The 24,928-nt window shown below is 65.8% G+C and carries 19 protein-coding genes; 11 read left to right on the top strand and 8 right to left on the bottom strand.

Annotated features, from left to right (window positions below; translation table 11 throughout):
* Window positions 1–43: 43 nt before the first annotated feature.
* The gene (locus tag BJA_RS21390) at window positions 44–1,378 is read left to right on the top strand and encodes a dicarboxylate/amino acid:cation symporter (RefSeq protein ID WP_011087071.1); all 1,335 of its coding nucleotides are present in this window, start codon (window positions 44–46) and stop codon (window positions 1,376–1,378) included.
* Between the two features lie 33 nt (window positions 1,379–1,411).
* On the opposite strand, the gene BJA_RS21395 is transcribed toward BJA_RS21390, so the two are convergent.
* On the bottom strand, window positions 1,412–2,296 hold the full coding sequence (locus tag BJA_RS21395) for an SDR family oxidoreductase (RefSeq protein WP_011087072.1): 885 nt from the start codon (window positions 2,294–2,296) through the stop codon (window positions 1,412–1,414).
* A gap of 102 nt (window positions 2,297–2,398) precedes the next feature.
* On the opposite strand from BJA_RS21395, the gene BJA_RS21400 reads away from it, so the two are divergent.
* Window positions 2,399–3,235 (top strand): helix-turn-helix transcriptional regulator, encoded by an 837-nt coding sequence (locus BJA_RS21400; protein ID WP_011087073.1) that lies wholly within the window; start codon window positions 2,399–2,401, stop codon window positions 3,233–3,235.
* 88 nt (window positions 3,236–3,323) lie between these two features.
* On the opposite strand, the gene BJA_RS21405 is transcribed toward BJA_RS21400, so the two are convergent.
* Genes BJA_RS21405 through BJA_RS21415 form a run of 3 tightly spaced genes read right to left on the bottom strand, consistent with a single transcriptional unit; the run spans window position 3,324 to window position 7,338 of the window.
* Window positions 3,324–4,556 (bottom strand): NAD(P)/FAD-dependent oxidoreductase, encoded by a 1,233-nt coding sequence (locus BJA_RS21405; protein ID WP_011087074.1) that lies wholly within the window; start codon window positions 4,554–4,556, stop codon window positions 3,324–3,326.
* Between the two features lie 16 nt (window positions 4,557–4,572).
* Window positions 4,573–5,796, bottom strand: coding sequence for an MFS transporter (locus BJA_RS21410; RefSeq protein WP_011087075.1), 1,224 nt, complete (start codon window positions 5,794–5,796; stop codon window positions 4,573–4,575).
* Between the two features lie 45 nt (window positions 5,797–5,841).
* On the bottom strand, window positions 5,842–7,338 hold the full coding sequence (locus BJA_RS21415; RefSeq protein WP_011087076.1) for an amidase: 1,497 nt from the start codon (window positions 7,336–7,338) through the stop codon (window positions 5,842–5,844).
* Window positions 7,339–7,547: 209 nt separating this feature from the next.
* Between BJA_RS21415 and BJA_RS21420 the strand changes: the two genes are divergently transcribed.
* Window positions 7,548–8,228 (top strand): helix-turn-helix domain-containing protein, encoded by a 681-nt coding sequence (locus BJA_RS21420; protein ID WP_011087077.1) that lies wholly within the window; start codon window positions 7,548–7,550, stop codon window positions 8,226–8,228.
* 67 nt (window positions 8,229–8,295) lie between these two features.
* Here the strand turns inward: BJA_RS21420 and BJA_RS21425 are convergent, their stop codons facing one another.
* Window positions 8,296–10,575: an Rne/Rng family ribonuclease gene (locus tag BJA_RS21425; RefSeq protein ID WP_269465755.1), complete on the bottom strand. Its 2,280-nt coding sequence runs from the start codon at window positions 10,573–10,575 to the stop codon at window positions 8,296–8,298.
* On the opposite strand from BJA_RS21425, the gene BJA_RS43680 reads away from it, so the two are divergent.
* The 8 genes from BJA_RS43680 to BJA_RS21460 all read left to right on the top strand — a co-directional run bounded on the left by BJA_RS43680 (window position 10,540) and on the right by BJA_RS21460 (window position 21,519).
* Window positions 10,540–11,484 (top strand): hypothetical protein, encoded by a 945-nt coding sequence (locus tag BJA_RS43680; RefSeq protein ID WP_269465756.1) that lies wholly within the window; start codon window positions 10,540–10,542, stop codon window positions 11,482–11,484. The genes BJA_RS21425 and BJA_RS43680 overlap by 36 nt on opposite strands.
* A 611-nt stretch (window positions 11,485–12,095) precedes the next feature.
* Window positions 12,096–13,391, top strand: a complete 1,296-nt coding sequence (locus BJA_RS21430; protein ID WP_011087079.1) for an N-acetylmuramoyl-L-alanine amidase — start codon at window positions 12,096–12,098, stop codon at window positions 13,389–13,391.
* Window positions 13,392–13,656: 265 nt separating this feature from the next.
* Window positions 13,657–16,164: a penicillin-binding protein 1A gene (locus tag BJA_RS21435; protein ID WP_011087080.1), complete on the top strand. Its 2,508-nt coding sequence runs from the start codon at window positions 13,657–13,659 to the stop codon at window positions 16,162–16,164.
* 114 nt (window positions 16,165–16,278) lie between these two features.
* Window positions 16,279–17,410 (top strand): peptide chain release factor 2 gene (gene prfB, locus BJA_RS21440; protein ID WP_097531964.1). Its coding sequence is split into 2 segments (ribosomal slippage): window positions 16,279–16,347 and window positions 16,349–17,410, totalling 1,131 coding nucleotides; the frame shifts between segments, so codons are not numbered across the junction.
* Window positions 17,411–17,412: 2 nt separating this feature from the next.
* Complete coding sequence (locus BJA_RS21445; protein WP_011087082.1) at window positions 17,413–18,294, top strand: NAD(P)-dependent oxidoreductase; 882 nt, start codon at window positions 17,413–17,415, stop codon at window positions 18,292–18,294.
* Window positions 18,295–18,308: 14 nt separating this feature from the next.
* Complete coding sequence (locus BJA_RS21450) at window positions 18,309–19,184, top strand: DMT family transporter (protein ID WP_011087083.1); 876 nt, start codon at window positions 18,309–18,311, stop codon at window positions 19,182–19,184.
* A gap of 78 nt (window positions 19,185–19,262) precedes the next feature.
* A complete protein-coding gene (locus BJA_RS21455) occupies window positions 19,263–20,174 on the top strand; it encodes a DMT family transporter (protein WP_011087084.1) in 912 nt (303 codons plus the stop codon).
* A 109-nt stretch (window positions 20,175–20,283) separates the two neighbouring features.
* A complete protein-coding gene (locus tag BJA_RS21460; RefSeq protein WP_011087085.1) occupies window positions 20,284–21,519 on the top strand; it encodes an ABC transporter substrate-binding protein in 1,236 nt (411 codons plus the stop codon).
* Here BJA_RS21460 and BJA_RS21465 read toward each other — a convergent pair whose 3' ends face one another.
* The 3 genes from BJA_RS21465 to BJA_RS21475 are packed head-to-tail and all read right to left on the bottom strand — an operon-like array spanning window position 21,520 to window position 24,928.
* Window positions 21,520–22,800 (bottom strand): O-antigen ligase family protein, encoded by a 1,281-nt coding sequence (locus BJA_RS21465; protein ID WP_011087086.1) that lies wholly within the window; start codon window positions 22,798–22,800, stop codon window positions 21,520–21,522.
* The gene (locus tag BJA_RS21470) at window positions 22,797–24,191 is read right to left on the bottom strand and encodes a glycosyltransferase family 4 protein (protein ID WP_038966856.1); all 1,395 of its coding nucleotides are present in this window, start codon (window positions 24,189–24,191) and stop codon (window positions 22,797–22,799) included. Before BJA_RS21470 ends, BJA_RS21465 begins: the two co-directional genes overlap by 4 nt.
* Entirely contained in the window at window positions 24,188–24,928 is a 741-nt protein-coding gene (locus BJA_RS21475; RefSeq protein WP_011087088.1) for an ABC transporter ATP-binding protein, read from the bottom strand. Before BJA_RS21475 ends, BJA_RS21470 begins: the two co-directional genes overlap by 4 nt.

A 24,928-nucleotide genomic window follows, 5' to 3' on the forward strand; every position in this document is an offset into this window, starting at 1 on the left:
AGTTGATCTTGGCTGGCCCGGCGTTTCGAGGGGGAGTGAAACAATGACAACGACAACGATGGCGGGGACGCCGGTCGCGCCGGCCGCTGCCAAGCCGTGGTACAAGGTTCTTTACGTCCAAGTGCTGATCGCCATCGTGCTCGGCGCCATCGTCGGCTGGCTCTGGCCGACGGTTGCCACCAACGACTGGATCAAGGCGCTCGGCGACGGCTTCATCAAGCTGATCAAGATGGTGATCGCCCCGATCATCTTCTGCACCGTTGTCTCGGGCATCGCCCACATCCAGGACGCCAAGAAGGTCGGACGCATCGGCGTCAAGGCGCTGGTCTATTTCGAGGTCGTCTCGACCTTCGCCCTGGTGATCGGACTCATTATCGGCAACCTGGTGAGGCCGGGCGCGGGCTTCGGCAATGCGGCGGCAAACGAGGCGGCCGTTGCGACCTACGCCAAGCAGGCAGCCGGCCAGAAGTCCGTCGACTTCGTGCTGCACATCATTCCGGACACCGTGGTCGGCGCCTTCGCCCAAGGCGAGATCCTCCAGGTGCTGCTGTTCTCGGTGCTGTTCGGCTTCGCGATCATGAGCCTCGGTGAGCGCGGCCACACGATCCGCTCGTTCATCGACGATGCCGCGCATGCGGTGTTCGGCGTCATCTCCATCGTGATGCGCGCGGCGCCGATCGGTGCGTTCGGCGCGATGGCCTACACCATCGGCAAGTTCGGCACCGGTGCGATCCTCAATTTGATCGGGCTGATCGCGACCTTCTACGTCACGGCCGCGCTGTTCGTGTTCGTCGTGCTCGGCATCATCGCGCGCCTGGCCGGCTTCTCGATCTTCAAGTTCCTGGCCTACATCAAGGACGAGCTCCTGATCGTGCTCGGCACCTCGTCGTCGGAAAGCGCGCTGCCATCCTTGATGGAGAAGCTGGAACGGCTCGGCTGCTCCAAGTCGGTGGTCGGCCTCGTGGTGCCCACGGGCTACTCGTTCAATCTGGACGGTACCAACATCTACATGACGCTGGCGACGCTGTTCATCGCGCAGGCACTCGGTTTCGATCTCTCCTTCGGTCAGCAGCTCACGATCCTGGTCGTGGCGATGCTGACGTCGAAGGGCGCCTCCGGCATCACCGGCGCGGGCTTCATCACGCTGGCCGCGACGCTTGCCGTGGTCGACCCGCGCCTTGTGCCGGGCATGGCGATCGTGCTCGGCATCGACAAGTTCATGAGCGAATGCCGCGCGCTGACCAATCTCTGCGGCAACGGCGTGGCCTGCGTGATCGTCGCCTGGTGGGAGGGTGAGCTCGACCGCGACAAGCTCAACGCGGGGCTGAGCCGGCAGATCGATCCGACCGACATGGAAACGGCGATCACGACGGACTGATCTGCAGGCTGCCGACGGCGGCGCTGAGCGCCGTCAGGCCTGGAAATAATAGGGCTGGTCGAGATCCTCGATCAGCCCTTTTTCTTGCGGCGCCCAGCCGAGCAGGGCGCGCGTCTTCGCGCTCGAGGCCGGAACGTCGATGGCGGCAAATCGCGCGAACCAGCCGAAATGCTGCTCGGCTTCATCAGCGGATTTCGAGACCACGGGCACGCCGAGCCGTTTGCCGATCACCTCCGCGATCACCTTGAACGGCACGCCGTCCTCGGCGATCGCGTGATAGCGGCGAGCGGATGTACCGTGCTCCAGCGCGAGCCGATAGACGCGTGCGGCGTCGACGCGATGGGCGGCTGGCCAACGGTTCATGCCGTCGCCGATATAGGCTGCGGCTCCTTTCTCGCGAGCAATCGCGATCAGGCGCGGCACAAAACCGTGATCACCCTCGCCATGGGTCGTGGGCGGCAACCGCACGATTCCGGCGCGGACGCCGCGTTCCCTGAGATCCTCGGCGGTCGCTTCCGAGACGCGCGGAAAGTGGCGGGCCGCCGCATCGTCCTCGGTCGCGAGCCGCCCGGGCGCAAGCAATGCCACGCCTGACGTGACGATGAGTGGACGCTCGGAGCCCTTCAGCTCCTCGCCGAGTGCGAGGATGGCGCGGCGGTCGAGCTCGCAATTGTCGGCGAATTTCGAGAAGTCGTGATTGAAGGCGAGGTGGAGCACGCCATCGGAGGCGGCCGCACCGCCGCGCAGGGAGGTGTGGTCCTCCAGCGAGCCGCGATGGACCTCGGCTCCCAACGCGGTGACGGCGGCCGCTCCTTCATCCGTTCGGGCAAGACCGGTGACGCTGTGGCCGGCGGCGATCAGGTCCCGAACGACGGCGGAGCCGACGAAGCCGGTGGCGCCAGTGACGAATACACGCATGAGCGGTCTCCAGGGATCGGAAGAGGGTTGGTGGAGAGGACCATCTGCGCTAGGGTTATCCGGGTAAAGTAGTGACCTTATCGGGGTATAATAGCTAACAGGATGAGCGAAACCGCTTCGGCCGAAAACCTGCTCGGGGCCTATCTGAAGGATCGCCGCACCCGCCTGGATGCGGCCGCGTTCGGCCTCAGTGGCAGCCGCAGGCGTACGCCCGGGCTGCGGCGCGAGGAGGTGGCGCAGCGCGCCAATATCAGTCCGACCTGGTACACCTGGCTTGAGCAGGGCCGCGGCGGCGCGCCATCGGCCGACGTGCTCGACCGCATCGCCCGCGCCCTGATGCTGACCGATGTCGAGCGCGAGCATCTGTTCCTGATCGGCCTCGGCCGCCCGCCCGAGGTGCGCTACCAGGCGAGCGACGGCGTCTCACCGCGGCTGCAGCGCGTGCTGGATGCACTCGCATTCAGCCCGGCGCTGGTGCGGACCGCGACCTGGGATGTCGTCGCCTGGAATCGGGCCGCGACCGCCGTGCTGACGGACTATGGCGCGATCCCGCCGGGACAGCGCAACATTCTGCGCTTCATCTTCTGCGATCCGCGCGTGCGTGCCGCGCAGTACGATTGGGACAGTGTGGCCCGCTTCGTGGTGGCGGCGTTTCGGGCGGACGCCGCCCGCGCGGGCGCGGTCTCGCATGTCGCCGATTTCGTCGACGAGCTCTGCCGCACCAGTCCCGAGTTCGCGGCGCTCTGGCGCGACAACGACGTGCGCCATCATGGCGATGGCACCAAGCGGCTGCGGCATCCCGTTCACGGCACCATGTCGTTCGAATATTCGAGCTTCAATGTCGAGGGCCGCTCCGATCTCAGCATGATCGTCTACAATCCGGCGACGCCTGAGGATGCCGACCGCATCAGGACGCTGCTGGCCGAGCGCGCCGACTGATGGAATTTGCCGCTTCGCGTTTAACCTGCATCTGGCCCGCTGCTGCGCATCTCAGCCGCGCTCGCCCTGCGCGCCGCAACGCCGGCAGCTAGAACCGCTCCGGCCGGTACGGCGTCGGATCGATTGCCGGCGTCTCGCCGCTCATCATCTCGGCGAGCAGGCGCCCGGTCGCAGGGCCAAGCGTAAAGCCCTGGTGGCCGTGGCCGAAATTCATCCAGAGGCCGGGGTGAAGCGGGGCGGGGCCGAGCACCGGCAGCATGTCGGGCGTGCAGGGGCGGGTGCCGAACCACGGATCGGGCTCGACGCGTTTGCCGAGGTCGATCAGCTCCCGCGCGGAGGCTTCGGCGCTGGCGAGCTGCACCGGCGTTGCAAGCGCGTCGGGGCTCGTGAGCTCCGCGCCCGTGGTGATGCGGATGCCCTTGGCCATCGGCCCCATGGCGTAGCCACCGGCCTTGTCGATCAGCGGCAGGTCGAGCGAAGCGCCGCCGCTGTAGTGCATGTGGTAGCCGCGCTTGCGCACCAGCGGAATGCGATAGCCGAATTTGTACAACAGATCGGGCGACCACGGCCCGAGTGTCACGACGGCCGTCGCGGCATCGATGCGTCCCTGATCGGTATCGACTGACCAGCCGGCTGCAGTCTGCTGCAGCGACTGCGCATCACCGAGCACGATCCTGCCGCCGAGGCGCTCGAACAGCTCGGCATAGGCTGTCACCAGCGCGCCGGGATCGGACACGGTCCAGGTGTCGAGCCAATGGATCGCGCCCGGAAGATCGTCGCGCAGGACCGGCTCGGCCTTGGCGAGCTCGCTGCCCGAGAGCACACGAAAGTTCACGCCGAACTCGTGCTGGTCTTCCTCGGCGGCCTTGATCGAGAGATCCAATGCAGCGGCGTCGCGATACAGCGCCCGGTATCCGGCGCGGCGAATGAGATTGTCGGCGTGGGCCTCGCGAATGAGAATGTCGTGCTCCGCCGTCGCATAGGCGATCAGCCGGGCCCAGGCGTCGATCGCCTCACGATGCCGCTTCGGCGCCGAATGCCACCAGTAGCGGAGCAGGGGCTCGATATGGAGATGCAGCGACGACAGGCTGTAGCGCACGTCGTTGGTGCGGCCGGTCGCGATCTTCAGGAGCGAGGCGAGGTCGCGCGGCATCGGATAGGGGCGGACAGCTTCCGCCTGGATCATCCCGGCATTGCCGTAGCTGGTCTCGCGGCCCGGCTCCCTGCGGTCGACGAGCGTGACGGTCCAGCCGCGCTGCCGCAGGTGCAGCGCCGCGCTCACGCCGATCATGCCGCCGCCGAGAACGATCGCGCTTTGCATGGGCAGAATGCTCCTGTCAGGCCGGTTGTGCTACGAGCTTCGGCTGCGCCGTGCTGATGGTTGCCGCGACCACGACGGACAACGCCGTCATCGCCACCAGGAAGCCGAAGGCGGCATCGAACGATCCGGTTCCGGTCACGATGAAGCCGATCGCGACGGGGGCGACGAAGCCCGCGCTCTGGCCGCCGAGATTGACCATGCCGACGCCCGATCCGATCTGGTCGTCGCGGAGCAGTTTGGTCGGAAGCGCAATCACCGAGGCCAGCACGAAGGATTTGAAGAAGTAGACCAGCGACTGGAACGCGATCAGCATCGTGATCGTCTCCGACTTGTACATGGCGTAGAGGAAGATGCCGGTCAATGCGGAGCTGCCGATCAGCAGGTATTTTTCGCGCTCGGAGAAGAACGTCGTCATCACCCAGCCGCCCATCGCGGTCGCGATCGTCGCCATCACGAACGGGATCGGCGCCAGGACGCCGACGGTCTTGAGGTCGAGCCCGCGCTGCTGGAGCAGGTAGAGCGGCATCCAGGAATCCAGGCCCTTGTTGACGCAGCTGAGACCAAACCACACCACCATCAACTGCCACAGCAGCGGATTCTTCATGAGCTCGCGCATCGGCGCGCGGCTTTCGGCCTTCACTGGCGCGCCTGCATCGGCCTTGCCCGGGCGTCCCAGATAGGGGACGAAGACGAAATAGACCACCGCGAAGACGATGCCCGCGATGCCGATGGCGTTGAAGGCATGGCGCCAGCCGAGCCAGAGGATCAGCGGCGCCATGATCAGCGGCGCGACCATGCTGCCGGCATAGTTCGACGACAGCAGCAGCCCCGACATCTTCGGCCGGCTGTCCTTCTTGAACACTTCGGCGATGGCGCGGATGCTCGCCGGCGGAAAGCCGCCCTCGGCGATGCCGAAGATGAAGCGGATCGCGATCAGCGAGATCAGCGACCAGGCAAGGCTCGTGAACGCCGTGAACAGCGACCACATCACGATGGTGACGATCACCACATATTTCGAGCCGAAGCGGTCGGAGAGCCATCCGCCCGGCACCTGCATCGCGGCATAACCGAGGAAGAATGCGCTGATGACGATGCCGAGATCGGCGGCCTGCAGATTGAAGTCCTTGCCGATCTGCGCCAGCGCCAGCGAGATCGCCGCGCGGTCGATGTAGGAGATGCAGTAGGCGATGTAGAGCAGGACGAAGGCAATGACGCTGGTTTTCCTCGGCAGTTCCGTCATGCTCGTCTCCGTTGCGCCGGCGGTGCATCCAGGGCTGGTGTCGGGTTATTCCCAGGTGAGGAAACCGGGCGCGGCCGACAGCGGCGGCGCTGCGGCGAGCCGCGCCAGGTCGGGCACCGGCCGGCACAATTGCGCATCGCCCGCGAACGCGGCCTCGATGCTCGCGGCGACCGAAAGCACGACGGCGTCGCCGCCGCGCGGGCCGACGATCTGGAGACCGAACGGCAGGCCGGCTTCATCGAGGCCGAGCGGAATGCTGATCGCGGGGTGGCCGGGAAGCGTCACGGCATAAGCGAGCGCGAGCCAGTGGAAATAGGATTTGGTCGGCACGCCGTCGATCTCGGCGGGATAGAGCTCCGACCAGGGGCGCGGGCTCAGCGTAATGGTCGGGCTGATCAGCACATCGCAAGTTTCAAAGAAGGTCTGGTAGGCGCGATAGATCCGCGTCTGCGTCGTGGCGGCGCGCCCATGATCCTCGAGCGTGTAGCTCAGGCCTTCCTCGACATTGGCGCGGACATTCGGGCCGAGCATTTCGGGACGCTCTTTGTAGTTCTTCCCGTGCATCGCCAGGAACAGGCCGGCGCGCAGAACCGCGAACGCGTCGTCGGCGCCGGAGCAATCCGGCGTCGCCTCGCGGCAGTCGGCGAACAGCGGCGCGAGCCTCGCCACACGATCGCGGAATACGCGACGGATGGCCTGCTCGGTCGGGGCGAAGCCAAAGTCCTCCGTGAAGGCGAGGCGCAGCTTGCCAAGGTCCGCGGGACGCGGTGCAGCCCAGCGTTCGGCGCGACTGCGCACCGGCTCGCCGGGCAGCGTATAGGCCAGGGGATCGCGGACATCGTCGCTCGCCATCACCGACAGCATCAGCGCGGTGTCGGCGACATTGCGCGCCATCGGTCCGTCGGTCGACAGGTTCGACCAGCCGAAGGCGCGCTTCTCGCTGGCCACGAGACCGTAGGACGGACGCATGCCGACGATGCCGGAGAAGCCTGCCGGATTGCGCAAGGAGCCGCCGGTGTCCGAGCCCGAGGCGAGCGGCGCCATGCCACAGGCGAGCGCCACCGCCGAGCCACCGGAGGAGCCGGCTGCCGAGCGCATGGGATCGAAGGGATTGCCGGTTGCGCCGAACACCGGATTGCGGGTGTTGCCGCCGGCCGCCCATTCCGGCGTGTTGGTCTTGCCGAAGATGATGGCGCCGGCTGCGCGCAGCCGCGCGACCGAGCCCTGGTCGGCGACCGGTACATTGTCGCGCAACAGGGGGCTGCCATAGGTGGAGCGCAGCCCGGCAGTGTCCTGGGTGTCCTTGATCAGGACGGGAAGGCCGTGCAGGGCGCCGCGATCCTCGCCGCGAAGGATGGCCGCTTCGGCCTTTTTCGCGGCGGTACGTGCGCCCGGCTCGTCCAGCGTCACGACGGCATTCACGGCAGGATTGATGGTGGCGATGCGCGACAGGCAAGCCTCCAGCAGCTCGACGGGCGAGATCGCCCGCGCGGCCAGCAGGCGGCGCAGCTCAACGGCGCTGGAATCGCAAAGTCCGGACAATGCCAATCCCCTTTCAGATTATGAAAACAATTTAGCATATCGGAAAGTGAAGGCGACGCACCAATAATCGTCAAAGCGGGGCATTTCGTGCCCAAATGCTGGCGCTGCTGCCCAACGGGTCGTCAAATAGGCCCCTCAAGGGGCGTCTTGGCCGAAAAGATTAGACGGATAGGCCAACAATATTTCCATCGCCGTGGTAGGATTGCTGCATGAGCGAGATAACGACGCCCGAAGGTGCCAATTCCCAGCTCGGCCAATGCCTCAAGGCGGCCCGTCAGGCCCGCGGCCTGACGCTCAAGCAGGTCGCGGAGCGCACCGGCATGGCGCTGTCGACCCTGTCCAAGGTCGAGAACGGCCTGATGTCGCTGACCTACGACAAGCTGCTCCAGCTCACCTCCGGCCTGAAGATGGAGATCGCCGAGCTGTTCAATCCGGCGGTCGCGGCGCCTGTGCAGGGCCGGCCGGTCACCGCGCGGCGGAGCATCAGCCGGGCCGGGCAGGGGCAGGTGATCACCACGAAATTCTACACCTACACCTATCAATGCACCGATCTGATCGGCAAACGCATGGTGCCGATCGTGGCCGAGGTTCGTGCGCGCTCGCTGGAGGAGTTTGGCCCGCTGTTGCGCCATGGCGGCGAGGAGTATTTCCTGGTGACGAGCGGACGCGTCGCCGTCCACACCGAGTTTTACGCGCCTGAGATCCTCGGTGAGGGCGACGGCATCTATCTCGACAGCACCATGGGCCACGCCTACCTCAACGCTGGCGAGGCGCCTTCTGCAAAAGGCGTCTGCCTGTGCACCAGCGAGGCGCCCGATCTCTACGACCAGCTCCGCCAGATCGCCTCGCGCGATGTGGCGCCGCTCGGTAATGACGAGCTGCCGCCATAGCGGATTGGCTAGCGGTGAAACGAAAAACGCCCGGCTTGGCCGGGCGTTTTTTATTCTATGTCCGACTTTATTCGCCGCCGCCGAAACGGCGGGACCACCAGCCGGCGCGGCGTGGGGCGGCCGGCGTTTCGCTTGCCGCTTCCGGTGCGGGCGCAGGTGCCGGCGCGGGCGGCGCGACCGGCTCGCTCGCCTGCGCAACAGGCGTTGCGGGCTCGCTTGGGCTGCTCGACAGGAAGCTCACCTTTTCCCGGACGGTGGAGCGCCGCCGCGCGGCCTTCTCGTCAGCGGGCTCTTCTTCCGCCGTTACGACAGCAGGAGCTGGCTCCGGCTGAGCCGGCACCTCGGCCTGCACTTCGGCACGCGGCTCAGGCGGCGCGATTTGCGGCTCGGCGGTGTGCTCGGCCTGCGCGATCGAAGGCGCAGCCTCGCCGCCAAAGCCGTCGAAATCGGCCACCGCTTCGGTAGCTTCCGATGGTGATTGGGTGCCGAGCTCGTCGCCGATGGAGCCGGCAAGACCTTCCTCGCCGCCCCCACGCCGACGGCGTCCGCCTCTGCGGCCACGCCGGCGCCGGCGCTCACCGCCGCCCTGCTGCTCGCCACGGGCTGCCTGTTCCTCGCCTTCCTCGCCGTCCTGCTCGGACTCGGCGTCCTCTTCGGACTCGCCAGCGACCATTGCCGGCTCGGGAAGCGTGGGCGCGCTATCCTCGCGCAACTCGCCGTCGCGCTGGCCACCGCGGCCGCGCCGACGACGGCGGCGCTTGCGGCGCTGACCGTCCTGCTCGGGGGCCGCCTCGCCGGCAGCCTGCTCTTCAGTGAGACCTTCGGTCTCCTCGGACTCGATCTCGGATTCCAGCTCCGGATCGAACTCCTCGTCGTCATAGGCCTCTTCAACCACCGGGGGCGGGCTTGCCGCGGCCTGCGCCGCGAGCAGCGCCTTGGCGGCTTCGAGCGTATGCACCTGCTCGCCGCGATCGATGAGGTAGGCCTGCGGTCCGCTGACGCTCGGGTCGGCGATGACCGCCAGGGTGACCTTGAAGCCGTTTTCGAGGTCGCGCAGATGGCCGCGCTTGTGGTTCAGCACGTAGAGCGCGACGTCGGTGCGGGTACGGACCACGAGATTGTGGGTCGCGCCCTTCATCAGGATCTCTTCGAGGCCGCGCAGCAGCTGGAGCGCAACCGAGGACACCGAGCGGACATGGCCGGTGCCGCCGCAATGCGGGCAGGGATCGGTCGAGGATTCCAGCACGCTGGCACGGATGCGCTGGCGCGACATCTCGAGCAGGCCGAAATGCGAGATGCGTCCGACCTGGATGCGTGCGCGGTCCTGCCTGAGGCAATCGGACAGCTTGCGCTCGACCGCCCGGTTGTTGCGCTTCTCGTCCATGTCGATGAAGTCGATGACGATCAGGCCGGCGAGGTCGCGCAGGCGGAGCTGGCGGGCGACCTCTTCGGCCGCTTCCAGATTGGTCTTGAGCGCGGTGTCCTCGATATGGTGCTCGCGCGTCGATCGCCCGGAGTTGACGTCGATCGAGACCAGCGCCTCGGTCTGGTTGATCACGATGTAGCCGCCGGAGCGCAGCTGCACGGTCGGCGAGAACATCGCGTCCAACTGGCTTTCGACGCCCATGCGCGAGAATAGCGGCTGGCCGTCGCGATACTGCTTCACCGCGCTGACGTTGGCGGGCATCAGCATCTTCATGAAGTCGCGCGCTTCGCGGTAGCCGGATTCGCCGGCAACCGAGATCTCGTCGATCTCCTTGTTGTAGAGGTCGCGCAGCGAGCGCTTGATCAGCGAGCCTTCCTCATAGACGAGGGTCGGGGCCTGCGACTTCAGCGTCAGGTCGCGCACCGTCTCCCACATCCGGATCAGGTATTCGAAGTCGCGCTTGATCTCGGGCTTGGTGCGGGCGGCGCCGGCTGTGCGCAGGATGATGCCCATGCCCTCGGGCACGTCGAGATCCTGCACCACTTCCTTCAGACGCGAGCGGTCCTGGGCGCTGGTGATCTTGCGGCTGATGCCGCCGCCGCGCGCGGTGTTCGGCATCAGCACGGCGTAGCGGCCGGCGAGCGACAGATAGGTCGTCAGCGCCGCGCCCTTGTTGCCGCGCTCTTCCTTGACGACCTGCACCAGCATCACCTGGCGGCGCTTGATGACTTCCTGGATCTTGTACTGGCGGCGCGGACGGAAGGTGCGCTCCGGCACTTCCTCCATCACGTCGTCGCCGCCGACGGATTCGACGACTTCCTCTTCGGCTTCCTCGCCGTCGTCATCCTCGTCGTCGTCGTCCTCGGCCGCCGCGTCAGCGTCGTGATGCGGAGCTTCGGTGCTTTCGCCGGCAGCGTACACGGCATCAGCCGGTTCAGCGGCGGCGGTTACGGCTTCGGCCAGAGCCTCTGCGTGCGCTTCGGAGGTCGCCTCCTGCGGTTCGGCAACGGCCTCGGTCGCGACCACCGGTTCGGCGCCAAAGGCCGCGACAGGCGCGGGCGTCTCGTCGGCATGATCGTGGTCGTGATGATCGTGCCCGCCGTCATGACCATGGTCGTCATGATCGTGAGCGTGATCGGGATGATGGTCGTCGTGCGCGTGTTCATGGTGATCATGATCGTGGTGATCATGTTCGTGGTGGTCATGGGCATCGTGCTCGCCGTGATGCTCCGCGTCGGCGTGCAGATGCTCGCCCTCTTGCGGAGCGCCCTCGGCGTGCTCAGGCAGGATCTGGCCCTCGACCGGCTGCGCCGCGGGATCGGCGCTGGCGTCGAGGCCTTCGACGATGTCGCTGCGGACGCGTTCGCCGTGACCGCGGCGGCGGGCGTTGCGGTGACGCGAGCGGCGGCGGCCGTGCGAGCGGTTCTCGCTCTCTTCCTCGGCTTCGCGATGGGCCTGTTCCTCGGCCTCGATCAGCGCCTGCCGGTCGGCAACCGGGATCTGGTAGTAGTCGGGATGGATTTCGCTGAAGGCGAGGAAGCCGTGGCGGTTGCCGCCATATTCGACGAACGCGGCCTGGAGCGAGGGTTCGACCCTGGTGACCTTGGCGAGGTAGATATTCCCGCGCAGTTGCTTGCGTTGCGCGGTCTCGAAATCAAACTCTTCGACGCGATTGCCGCGGACCACGACGACCCGGGTCTCCTCCGGGTGGGTGGCATCGATCAACATCTTGTTGGGCATGTCTTAACTCTTGACGGCGGCGGGCGCGATTCACCGTGGGCGCGTATCGCGCCGCCGGGAGACGCGACGGTCCACCTGATTCGGGGGTGAGGGGAAGGCCGAAACGCCGTCTCTCGCGCCTTGCCGGACCGGAAGCCTCAGGGCCGTGGCGGCGCGCGGGATTATCACTCCGCAGCGTCGCGAATGGTCCTTCAGAATTCGTCGGCACAGTCTGGCGCATCAAGCGTCGGCCCGTATGAAACATTGGGCGGCGGGGCCGCCCCTCAATCAGTTGCTGCTGGCCAGGCATGGCGCGAGCGCGCTCGCCTTGGGGATCACGAACCGCTCCCTTGGGATCAAGGGACCGGGTAATGGGTTACGTCGCTGTCCGAACCGTCCCGGAAAAGTGGTACCCGGGAACCGTCCGCCGCCGGGGCTTGGCCCGCTCCACCTCGCTGCCGCGCACCGCGCTGGTCTTAGAGGAGAACGGAAAACGCTGGAATTCCCAAACCTTGAGAGTTCCGGCGCTGCACCGGGAGGCTGAATGCGACACAACCGAAAATATCGGCCGTCAGCATTCCGTACATACGAGGAATGGGCCATCCGTGCAAGGGAGCGTCGCACGGCGGTCACAGTCAGCGAGTTTCGCGCGCCTGTCATTAAGGATCGATTAACCCTGTGGTTCTATTGCGTTAAACAAGCTGCTCGGAGGCACGAAATCGGTGGCGAGCCGCGCAAAACAAAGAGTCCTGCTGGGATGCGTGCTTCTATGCGCCGCGGCATTGCCATGTGCTGATTCCTCCCGCCTGAGCGCCGCGGAAAGCCAGCCGCACCCCTCTGTTGCGGTAGCGAATTTTCCAATCGCCTCGGCCGCCCGGCTGGCTGGCGACGGCAAGCAGACCCGCTTCATCCTCGACATCGACCGGACCGTCAGCTTCCGCGCCGTCACGCTCGCCGACCCGTACCGAGTGGTGGTGGACGTGCCCCAGGTCAATTTTCAGCTGCCCGCGGGGACCGGGTCCGGCGGGCGGGGACTGGTCAAGGCCTTCCGCTACGGGCTCGTCATGCCCGGCGGCTCGCGAATCGTGTTCGACCTGACGGGGCCGGCCAAGATCGCCAATTCCTACGTGCTGGAGGCGGCCAACGGCCAGCCGGCCCGGCTCGTGCTCGAGCTGGAGGAGGTCGACCGCGCCGCCTTCGTGCAATCGCTCGCCCCGGAAAACCGGCCCGAGCTGCGGCCCGCGATCGCCGATGCGCCGCCCGCCACGGTGCCCGCGCCGGCGGGCCCGGAAACGGCGCAGCAGAAGGCCGATGGCCGGCCGATCGTCGTGATCGATCCCGGCCATGGCGGCATCGACAACGGCACGCAGTCGAGCGGCGAGAGCGAGAAGAACCTGGTGCTGGCCTTTGGCCTGGCGCTGCGCGACCGGCTGGAAAAGGCCGGCAAATACCGTGTCGTGATGACGCGCAACGACGACACGTTCATCCCGCTCAATGACCGGGTCAAGGTCGCCCGCAACATCAAGGCGGCGCTGTTCGTCTCGATTCATGCCGATGCGCTGCCGCGCGCCGAGGGGGATGCCCAGGGCGCCACCATCTATACGCTGTCCGACAAGGCGTCCGACGCCGAGGCCCAGCGTCTGGCGGACGCGGAAAACCGCGCGGACGCGATCGCCGGCTTCAATCTCGCGGAGGAGCCGACCGACGTCGCGGACATCCTGATCGATCTGACGCAGCGGGAAACCCGCACGTTTTCAAACCGTTTTGCGCATGTGCTGATGGGCGAAATGAAGTCGACGGTGCGGATGCACAAGCATCCGCTGAAATCGGCCGGTTTCCGGGTGCTGAAGGCACCCGACGTGCCGTCGGTGCTGGTCGAGATCGGTTATGTCTCCAATAAGGGCGATCTCGAGCATCTGGTCTCCGAGGGCTGGCGGTCCCGTGCCGTGGGCGCGATGGCGCAAGCCATCGACGGGTTCCTGGCCAAGCGGCTGGCGACCGCCGGATCGTCGAATTGACGACCGGGGGATCGTCGAATTGAGAGAATTGAGGAAGGGTTTTTCCGTCCCGCCGCAAAAGCCCTAGTTTGGCCACAGCGGGCGATTTATAAAAACGCCGCAGGGGGTTCCGGAATCGGCGAGAATCCCATTCGGCGAGCGTCTTAGGTCCGGCCCTGACGTAATTGAGTAGGCCGGTGAATGCGCGACGTGAGGTTGGCGCCTGTTTTTGAGCGCCAAGGGGCTGATACTGGGCTGATCCAGAGTTTGAACGGATAAACAGATAATGCGCTTGCTGGTGCGGTTCATGGGCTTCCTGTTCGCCGCGGGAACGGTGGTGTTCCTTGTCGGTGTCGGGGCCGTGGCAGGCCTGATCTGGCATTTCTCCAAGGACTTGCCGGACTACTCTCAGCTTCAGGATTACGAGCCGCCGGTGATGACGCGTGTGCACGCGGTCGACGGTTCGCTGCTCGGCGAGTACGCCAAGGAGCGACGGCTGTATCTGCCGATCCAGGCCGTGCCCAAGCTCGTGATCAACGCCTTCCTCGCGGCCGAGGACAAGAATTTCTACGAGCATGGCGGCATCGACTACACCGGCATGGCGCGCGCAGGTCTGGTCTATATCCAGAACTACGGCTCCAACCGGCGTCCGCAGGGCGCTTCCACCATCACCCAGCAGGTCGCCAAGAACTTCCTTCTGACCAACGAGGTCTCCTTCGCCCGCAAGATCAAGGAAGCCTTGCTGGCGATGCGGATCGAGAAGACCTACTCGAAGGACAAGATCCTCGAGCTGTATCTGAACGAGATCTATCTGGGCCTCGGTGCCTACGGCATCGCGGCCGCCTCGCTGGTCTATTTCGACAAGTCGGTGAACGAGCTGACGGTGGCGGAAGCCTCCTATCTGGCGGCGCTGCCGAAGATGCCGGCGACCCTGCATCCGGTGCGTAACCGCGACCGCGCCATCGAGCGCCGCAACTACGTGATCGACCGCCTCCAGGAGAACGGCTGGATCAAGCAGGCCGACGCCGACAAGGCGCGCAAGGAGCCGCTGGCCGTCACCAACCGGTCCAACGGCGCCCACACCTTCGCCGGTGAATATTTCGCCGAGGAAGTCCGCCGCGACATCTTCGAGCGCTACGGCGAGAAGAAGCTTTACGAGGGCGGTCTGTCTGTCCGCACCACGCTCGATCCGAAGATCCAGGTGATGGCGCGCAAGACCATGGTCGCCGGCCTCGTCAACTATGACGAGCAGCAGGGCTATCGCGGCGCCATGAGCAAGCTCGATATTTCGGGCGATTGGGGCGTGAAGCTCGCCGAGATCAAGTCGCTCTCCGACATCTCGCCGTGGCGCATGGCGGTGGTGCTGGAGACCAGCGACCAGTCGGCGCGCATCGGCTTCCAGCCGAGCCGCGAGCTCGGCGGCGCCGTCAGCAAGCAGCGCGAAACCGGCCTGATCACGCTCGACGGCATCAAATGGGCTAGGGCGGCGACCGGCCCTGCGAGGGGCAGGGCGGCAACGGCGGTGTCGCAGGTGCTCCAGCCCGGCGACGTGATCTACGCTGATCCGCTCTACAAGGACGGCAATCCGGTCGAGGGACAGTACCGGCTGCGCCAGATCCCCGAAGTGTCCGGCGCGATGGTGGTGATGGACCCCTGGACCGGCCGCGTGCTCGCGATGGTCGGCGGCTTCTCGTTCGACCAGAGCCAGTTCAACCGCGCCACCCAGGCCTACCGGCAGCCGGGTTCGTCGTTCAAGCCGATCGTCTATTCGGCCGCGCTCGACAACGGCTATACGCCCTCGACAGTGGTGCTCGACGCGCCGATCGAAATCGACCAGGGCCAGGGCGCCGGCGTATGGCGGCCGGAAAACTTCTCCTCGGGCAAGTTCCAGGGGCCGGTGACGCTGCGCAACGCGCTGCGGCAGTCGCTCAACACCGTGACGGTGCGCCTCGCGCAGGACATCGGCATGCCGCTGATCGGCGAATATGCCCGCCGCTTCGGCGTCTACGACGAGCTGCCGAACTATCTCTCCTACGCGCTCGGCGCCGGCGAGACGACGGCGATGCGCATGGTCACGGCCTACTCGATGCTCGCCAATGGCGGTCGCCGCGTGAAGCCGACCCTGATCGACCGTATCCAGGATCGCTACGGCCGCACCATCTTCAAGCACGACCAGCGCGAATGCCGCGGCTGCGACGCGCCGGGCGGCTGGAAGAACCAGAACGAACCGCAGCTGATCGACCGCCGCGAGCAGGTGCTGGATTCCATGACCGCCTACCAGATCACCGAGCTGATGGAGGGCGTGGTCCAGGCCGGTACCGCGACCGTGGTCAAGGAGGTCGGCAAGCCGATCGCCGGCAAGACCGGCACGACCAACGAGGCCAAGGACGCCTGGTTCGTCGGCTTCTCGCCCGACGTCGCCGTCGCGATCTATATGGGCTACGACAAGCCGCGTGCGCTCGGCAAAGGCAACGCTGCGACCGGCGGCCATCTGGCCGCTCCCATCGCGCGCGATTTCCTCAAGCTCGCGCTCGCCGACAAGCCCGCCGTTCCGTTCAAGGTGCCGGCCGGCATCAAGCTCGTGCGCGTCGTCGCCAAGACCGGCATGCGCGCCGGCCCGGGTGAGACCGGCGGCACCATCCTCGAAGCCTTCAAGCCGGGCACGGCGCCGCCGGACAATTATTCGGTCATCGGCGTTGCCGACGCCGACGGACGCGGTGGCGTGCCGGCGTCGCAGCAGCAGCAGCCGGATTCCGGCTTCTTCATGCGGCCGGGCACCGGCGGGCTGTACTAAGGCTTAGGACAAGGCAGACGTTTGTCGCGGCGGCGGTTGCGCTTTGCAGCCGCCGCCGCTACATCCCGATCTTGAATTGCACGCGGAACCAATTCCGCGAGACACGAGAACGACATGCGCGCCGAAATCGAACGGTTGGTAGAAGAGATCAAGCAGTCAGTCGGGCTGCTGAGGAGGCATCTTTGACGTCGAGAAATCGACGGCGCGCCTCGCTGAGCTGAACAAGCTCGCAGAAGATCCCAACCTCTGGAACGATCCCCAGAAGGCCCAGAAGCTGATGCAGGAGCGGACCTCGCTGGAGGATTCGCTGTCGGGCATCGGCAAGGTCGAGCAGGAGCTCGAAGACGACATCGGCATGATCGAGCTCGGCGAAGCCGAGGGCGATGACGGCGTCGTGGCCGAAGCCGAAGCTGCGCTGAAGGCCCTGAAGAAGGAAGTCGCGCGGCGCGAGCTCGAGGCGCTGCTGTCGGGCGAAGCCGACCGCTTCGATTCCTATCTCGAGGTCCACGCCGGCGCCGGCGGCACCGAAAGCCAGGACTGGGCGCAGATGCTGCTGCGCATGTACACGCGCTGGGCGGAGACGCACGGCTTCAAGGTCGAGTATCTCGAAGAGTCCGAGGGCGAAGAAGCCGGCATCAAGTCGGCGACGATCCAGGTCTCAGGCCACAACGCCTATGGCTGGCTGAAGACCGAGGCGGGCGTGCATCGGCTGGTGCGCATCTCGCCGTTCGATTCCAACGCGCGGCGGCACACGTCGTTCTCCAGCGTGCAGGTGTTCCCGGTCATCGACGACAGCATCAAGATCGACATCAAGGAATCCGACGTCCGCGTCGATACCATGCGGTCGGGCGGCGCCGGCGGCCAGCACGTCAACAAGACCGAATCCGCGGTGCGCCTGACGCATATCCCGACCGGTGTCGCGGTGGTCTGCCAGGCCGGCCGCTCGCAGCACAAGAACCGGGCGCAGGCCTGGGACATGCTGCGCGCGCGGTTGTACGAAATGGAGTTGAAGAAGCGCGAGGAGAAGGCCGCCGCCGACCAGGCCGCCAAGACCGATATCGGCTGGGGCCACCAGATCCGCTCCTACGTGCTGCAGCCCTATCAGATGGTGAAGGATCTGCGCACGGGCGTGCAGACCTCCGACACCTCGGGCGTGCTCAACGGCGAACTCGACGACTTCATGGCCGCGACGCTGGCGCAGCGCGCCTTCGGAACCGCCGGCGCTGACATCGAGGATGTGGACTAGCCATGCCCCGCGTCGCCTTCATCGGGCTTGGACGGATGGGCCATGGCATGGCCGGCCGCTATCTCGATGCCGGCTTCACGGTGACGCTGTGGAATCGCAGCAAGACAAAAGCGGAAGACCTGATCGCGCGCGGCGCGCATTGGGCGACCTCGCCTGAGGATGCCGCGATCGATGCCGATGCGGTCGTGACCATGGTCGCCGACGACGAGGCCTCGCGCGCGGTCTGGCTGGGGCCGAAGGGCGCGGCCAAGACGGCCAAGGCCGGCACCATCGCGATCGAATGCTCCACCGTCTCCTATGACCACGCGCGCGAGATGGGCCGCGAACTCAACGCGCGCGGGCTGATCTACATCGATTGTCCCGTGACGGGATTGCCGGATGCCGCGGCCGCCGGAAAGCTGACCTTGCTGGTCGGGGCTGATGCCGCCGACCTCGAACGCGCGCGGCCCTATCTCGAACCGATCGGCTCGACCATCCGCCATTTCGGCGCGGTCGGCTCCGGCACGGTCTACAAGCTCATCAACAATCTGATGGGCGCGATCCAGATTGCCGGACTCGCCGAAGGGCTCGCGATCGCCGAGCAGGCCGGGCTCGACATGACCCTGGTGCTGGAATCGATTCAGGCCGGCGTTGCTGCGAGCCCGCAGGTCCAGCGTCATTCCAAGCGCATGGTCGCCCGCGACTTCAGCGGCGCGACCTTCACCTCGGCGCTGCGGCACAAGGATGCCGCCTACGCCGTGAAGCTCGCCGAGAGCCTGCTCGCCGACAAGCCGCTGGTGGCGCGCGCGGCGGTCGAATCCTATGCGCGGGCGAAAGCTGCGATGCCTGATGACGACGAAGGCAAGATGATCGAGCTGGTGTCGCGGCCGAAGAAGCCGTCTTAGCCGGCCGCATCAATATGGGGCAGCCTCGTTCAGAACGCGGTCTCGGCATTGCCCTCGTCATCGCCGCTGCGATTGCCTGGAGCACCGCGCCGTTCTTCACCCGGCTGCTGCCGTTCGATCCCTGGACCATTCTGTTCTGGCGCGGTGTGTTCGCAGGCAGTCTGATCAGCGTGTTTCTCGTCGCGATGCAGGGCCGCGCCGCCCTGTGGCAATTGGTCGTGCCGGGGAGGGGCAGCCTGCTCGTCGCGTCACTGTCTGCGCTCGGCATGATCTCGTTCATTCCCGCTCTTCAGATGACCAACGTCATGAACGTCGCGGTGCTGATCGCCACCCAGCCCTTCGTCGCCGCCGCGCTGGCATGGCTGTGGCTCGGCGAAGCCGCGACGTGGCGCACGCTGATTGCGAGCCTGATTGCCTTCGCCGGAGTCGTCATCACGGTCGGCGGCGTGCAGGCCGGTGCCGATCTCGGTGGTCTTGCACTGAGTTGCCTCATGGTGCTCGCAATCTCCTCCATGACAGTTGTGATCCGACGTCATCGCCAGACATCGATGGTGGCGGCGGCAGCATTGTCGAATTTCATGGGCAGTCTTGTCAGCCTCCCGTTCGCCCATGACATCGCCCACGTCGGCGGCAACGACCTCGCAATCCTCGCAATGTTCGGCTGCCTTCAGGTCGCGCTCGGCCTGACGTTCTACATGCTCGGCTTACGCCTGCTGCCGTCGGGGCAGGCCTCCCTGATCGCGACGCTGGAAACACCGCTGATGCCGTTCTGGATCTGGGTGGCTTTCCGGGAGGTGCCCGCCGTGCATGCGCTCATTGGTGGCGCCCTGGTGATCGGGGCGGTGGTTGCCGATATCGCGGGGGATGCACGCAAACGCCGATCCTCCTGAGCGGCGTCAACTCGGGAATCGGGTGGCAAAGGGCGTCGCGCCATACTAGGCGGAGGTCAACTGCCGATGTGAGACGCCATGCCCCCGAACGACAACCGGATCGATGCGCGAGACTGGTCGCTGCTCGCCGTGCTCTCGATCCTCTGGGGCGGCTCGTTCTTCTTCAACAGCGCGGGCTTGCGGGAATTGCCGCCGCTCACCCTGGTGTTCCTGCGCGTCGCGCTGGGTGCGGCCGTTCTTTTGCCGCTGCTCCATGTTCAAGGCATCAGCTTTCCCAAGGGCACGTTGGGCTGGAAGCCATTCTTCGTGATCGGGCTGCTCAACAACGTCATCCCGTTCTCGCTGATCGTGATCGGCCAGACCATCATTCCCAGCGGGCTGGCCTCCATCCTGAATGCCACCACGCCGCTGTTCACGGTGACCGTCATGGCGATGGCGGGCGAGGAAGCCCTGCAGATGCGGCGGGTCGCCGGCGTGGTTCTGGGCGTCGTCGGCGTGGTCATCCTGCGCGGATGGGGCATCGAGACGCGGCCGGGGCAGGGGTTCGGCATTCTGCTCTGCCTCGGTGGCGCGTGCAGCTATGGCTTTGCGGCGCTGGCGGCGCGGCGGTTGTTGAAGGACTCAGCTCCGCTGGGAACGGCGACTTTTCAACTGATGGCGTCCACGGTGATGATGGCGGTCGTCGCCGCCGTCATGGAACAGCCATGGCATCTGCCGGCGCCGGGCCTTACAACCTGGCTCGCGGTGCTTGGACTTGCCGGCTTGTCGACGGCGCTCGCCTACATCGTCTTCTTTCAGATCCTGCGCCGTTCGGGCGCGACCAATGTCATGCTGGTGACGCTGCTCATTCCCGTCACCGCCATTCTGTTGGGATGGCTGGTGCTGGGCGAGCCGATCTCCATGCGCGAGATCGCGGGCGCCATCGTCATTGGCAGCGCGTTGCTCGTGATCGACGGGCGCGCTCTAAGGATGTTGCAGCGCGTCGCGTAAGTTCCTGCTCTACCGTTTCACCTCGCGGAAAATCGCGGCGCTTGCCAGCGGCAAGCCACCTTGCGACACTCTCCGCAAAACAAGACTACAAAATACAGGGGAGAGAACGATGCCGGGTCGTCGCAAGAACCTTGCTGCCCTCGCCATGCTTGCTGCCGTAGTGCTGGCCGCGACACCGGCCTCGGCGCAGAAGAAATACGACCCCGGCGCCAGCGACACCGACATCAAGATCGGCAACATCATGCCCTATAGCGGGCCTGCCTCGTCCTATGGCGTGATCGGAAAGACTGAGGCCGCGTTCTTCAGGATGATCAACGACCAGGGCGGCATCAACGGCCGCAAGATCAACTTCATCAGCTATGACGACGCCTATTCGCCGCCGAAGGCGATCGAGCAGGCGCGCAAGCTGGTCGAGAGCGACGAGGTTTTGTTGATCTTCCAGCCGCTCGGCACACCCTCGAACTCCGCGATCATGAAATATATGAACGCCAAGAAGGTGCCGCAGCTCTTCGTCGCGTCCGGCGGCACCAAGTTCGGCGATCCCAGGAACTTTCCCTGGACGATGGGCTTCCAGCCGAATTACCAGAGCGAGGGCCGGATCTACGCCAAATACATCCGCGATAACTTTCCGAACGGCAAGATCGCGGTGTTCTGGCAGAACGACGACGCCGGCAAGGACCAGTTCAAGGGTCTGAAGGACGGGCTCGGCGACAAGGCCGGCATGATCATCGCCGACAAGTCCTATGAGGTCAGCGATCCCTCGATCGACTCGCAGATCGTCGCGCTGCATGATTCCGGCGCGGATATCTTCTTCTCGTGGGCGGCGCCGAAAGGGTCGGCGCAGGCGATCCGCAAGGTCGGCGAGCTCGGCTGGAAGCCAAAATTCTTCCTGGCCAACACCGCGACCTCGGTTGCCTCAGTGCTCAAGCCCGCCGGGCTCGACTATTCCAAGGATATCATCTCGACCGTCTATCTGAAGGACCCGACCGATCCGACTTGGGACAAGGACCCGGCGGTGGTGAAGTGGCGCGAATTCATGGACAAATATTATCCCGATGGCGACAAGGCCAACTCCAACAACATCTACGGCTACGTGCAGGCCGAGGCGATGGCGCAGGTCCTGAAGCAGTGCGGCGACAATCTCACCCGCGAGAACGTCATGAAGCAGGCCGCGAACCTGAAGGATTTCCACACCGACCTGATGCTGCCGGGCATCATGGTCAACACCTCGCCCGATGATTACTTCCCGATCGAGCAGATGCAGTTGATGCGCTTCAACGGGCAGGCCTGGGAGCTGTTCGGCGACGTCATCACCGGCGAAGTCGGCCACGAGCGCAGTCCATAGTCACGGCTGGCTGCGGGCCTGAACCTTTAGGACCATGCCCCCGGCCACGCCGACGCCCAGCACGTACATCCATCCCTCGTGGAAATCGAACAGATGCGAGTTCAATAGCGAGCTCGCGATGTTCTGCGCGACGACCACAAGGCCGATCCAGGCGGCAAGACCCTCGCCCAGGAACAGGCGAAGCTGCGCGATCCACATCGCGTAGAGCAGGGCGACGCCCAAGAGGCCCCATTGCACCGCGACGTTGAGGGTCTGGTTGTGCGGATTGCTGACGATCTCCGCGTCGAGGCTGCTCTCGCCCGTGGCGGCGCGTTCGAACTGGCGCTTGATCGCGCCGGTGCCATGGCCGATCAGAGGGGCTTCGGTAAAGGCATGAAGTGACTTGCGCCAATAGGTCAGCCGCTGGGCGGTCGAGGCGCGGCTGATGTCCTCATGGCCGTGGCGGTATTCGACGGCGATGTCGGTGATGCGCTGGCGCAGATAGGACGAGGTCGTCCAGGCGAGCGCGCTCGCGGCGACCGCGCCCGCGAGCAGGACCAGCGCTGCCCGCCGGCTCAGATGCTTCCAGGCGAACAGGGCCAGCAGCACCGGGATGTAGAGCAGCGCCGTGCGGGCCGAGGCCACGAACACCATGTTGGTCGCGTACAGCAGGATCAATGCGAGGCAGGCGGTCGCCGCGATCGCGCGTCCGCCGCGCCAAAACGTCAGCGCCGGCAGCGCGAGCGTAAAGGCGCAGAGCGTGAATTCCTGGCTCTGGTCGATGTAGTTCTTGACGGGAACGCCTGATGACGCCGTCGCGGCGATCTTCCAGGCGGGATTGAGCAGCACGACCCAGGAGAACACCGCCAGCAGCGCGCAGGAGGCGAGAAAAGCAAGGCAAACCTGGAAGCCGCGCTCGGACCGGCTGAAATGGTAGAGCAGCGGCGGAATCAGCACGAGCTTTGCGACCGGCTTGATCGCATGCAGCCGGTCCGGCCAGGCGCCGTCCGACCACAGCACGCCGAGGAGTGCGAGCAGCAGGAGCGCGAACGGCAGGGCAAACGCCGGCCGCGTGAGCTCGTACGCATAGTCGCGCCAGTCGATGGTCGGGGTGACCGCCAGCAGCCACAGCCCGACGAAGATCGAAGGTGCCGTTGTGGACCACGGCAGCGATGCCGCGATCAGGATGACGAGCACATCTGCCGCCCGGAGCAGCGCGGCCGAGTTGCGCCAGCTCTGCCATCCTTTCCGGCCGCCTTGCCGATCGGCAGGCCCGGACCACGCAGCGGATTCGGCCGTCATCCGTACGATGCGAGCGGTGCGGCGACGAGGCTTTCCGTGCGCATCTCGCGCCCGAGGAAATCGCGGGCCTGGGTCTCATAGCCAAAGCGTTCGGCAAGCTCGTGGCGCCTCGCGCGGATCTTGCCGCGCCACTCCTCCTGCCGCGTCAGCACGCGGGTGACGGAGGCGGCGATCGAGTCGGTCGAGAACGGGTCGAAATAATCGGCGAGCTCGCCCGCGACTTCGCGGAACACTGCGAGATCCGAGCACAGCACCGGCGTGTTCGCGGCCAGCGCCTCGATGATCGGCACGCCAAAGCCTTCGGCAAGGCTCGGCATGATCAGGCCATGCGCCTCCGCGATCAGGGCGGCCTTCTCGTGCTCGTCGACATAGCCGGCGAAGCGGACGTTCGGCGGGAGGTTGCGCATCCGGCTGATCTCGCCGGCATAGCCGATCACGACGAGATCGGCCTGGGGCACACCACGGAAGGCACGGATGACGGCGGCGACGTTCTTGCGCGGCTCGTTCGAGACGATGACGACGAAGCTCGGCCGCCCCGGACGCCCCGACGGGGCTGGGAGGTGCAGGACATCCGGGGCGTCGAACCGGGTGCGGGGATACACGACCCGCGCCGGTAGGTGCGCAAATTGCGGCAACAGTTCCCTGAACCGCATCATGCTGTAGTTCGAAACGAAGGCGAGCTCGTCGGCCTGGCGCAGGCTGGTGCGGATTCGCGCCAGGAACTGCCGCGTGGCGATGTCGCTGAGCTTGAGATCGGTGAGCGGCAACAGGTCGTGGACGACGCAGATCACCTTGGCGTCTGGCCTGCGCTTGATCGTCACGCGGGTCGGGGTGTCCACGACGATCACGTCGTAGTCGCGCGCATCTATCCGCGGCGGCGGCAGCAGGAAGAAGGCCGAGGAATCCTGATAGTTGAAGAATCCGGGCTCGAGCTGAAAGTCGCCGAACAGTTCGAGGTGGCTCAGATCCGGCGGAATGTATTCGAGCGCGGCGGGCCGGTTCTCGATCAGTCGCGCGTTCAGGCTGCGCAGGCCGATCGCGCGCAGGAGGCAGAGCATGTTGTCCCGCGACAGCAACATGCCGCCCCTTTGGCGGAGCCAGTCGAATTTGCGGCGCGTGCCGCTGAGCGTCACCGGCCCGCTCACGTTGATCTCGTCAAGGAAGCGATAAAGCGCCAGCAGCTCGATGTTGCGCGCCTGCGCCGCGAACAGCTTTGTGCGTCGCTCGCGCCGGCACAGTTTGCGGTAGCGCTTCGAGGTCTCGACCAACAGCGTGAGTTCGTGGCCCTCCGAGGCGAGCGAACGCACCAACTCCCGGGTGAAATGGAAGATGCCGCGCTTGTGGTTTGGTTGTCCGAGCGACTCGGAGACGACCAGGATGTTCTGTTTCATGCGCGTTTCTCGCGGAGCTCGAAAGAGTGCGTTGCCGGCGGCTCGACCGTGACGGTCGAGGCGATGCGGCCGTGATCGAGGTTGATGATGCTGGTGCAGGTGCGGCGCAGCAGCGGCTGGTCGTGCGAGGCGATGATTACGATCGCCGCCTGCGACACCATGTGCAGCAGCCGCTCCTGTGCTTTCTCCGCAAAGTGCTCGTCGACCACGCTGAGCCATTCGTCGAGCAGCAGGATGTCGGCCGGAAAGGCCGTCGCGGTCGCAAACAACACCCGCATCAGCATTCCCGAGGAGAACATCCGCAGCGGCAGCCGCTGCATGCGCGCCTCGAGCTCGGTGAAAGCCCAGATATCGTCGATCACGGCGCGGGTCGGCTTGCGGCCGCTGATCCGCAGCAGCAGCGCGATGTTGTCCTCGGCCACGAAATCCAGGTTGACCCCGGCGTTGAGGCCGAGCAGGGGCACGACGTTGCCCTGGAGCGAGACGCTGCCGCTGCTCGGCGGATAGACGCCGGCGATCAGTCGCAGGAGCGTCGACTTGCCGGAGCCGTTGGGACCGGCAAGCCCGATGCGGCTGCCTGCTTCGGCCTTGATCGTGACATTGTCGACGGCGCGGATGATCCGCATCTCGCCCGGCTCGCGGATGATGTGCCCGAGCAGCCGCCGCTTCAGCGAGAAGTCGTAGGCGCCGTAGAGCGGATAGTCGAGACAGACGTTGCGAAGGTTGATCGAGACCAT

The sequence above is a fragment of the Bradyrhizobium diazoefficiens USDA 110 genome, assembly GCF_000011365.1.
In the GTDB taxonomy this organism is placed as follows: Bacteria; Pseudomonadota; Alphaproteobacteria; order Rhizobiales; family Xanthobacteraceae; genus Bradyrhizobium; species Bradyrhizobium diazoefficiens.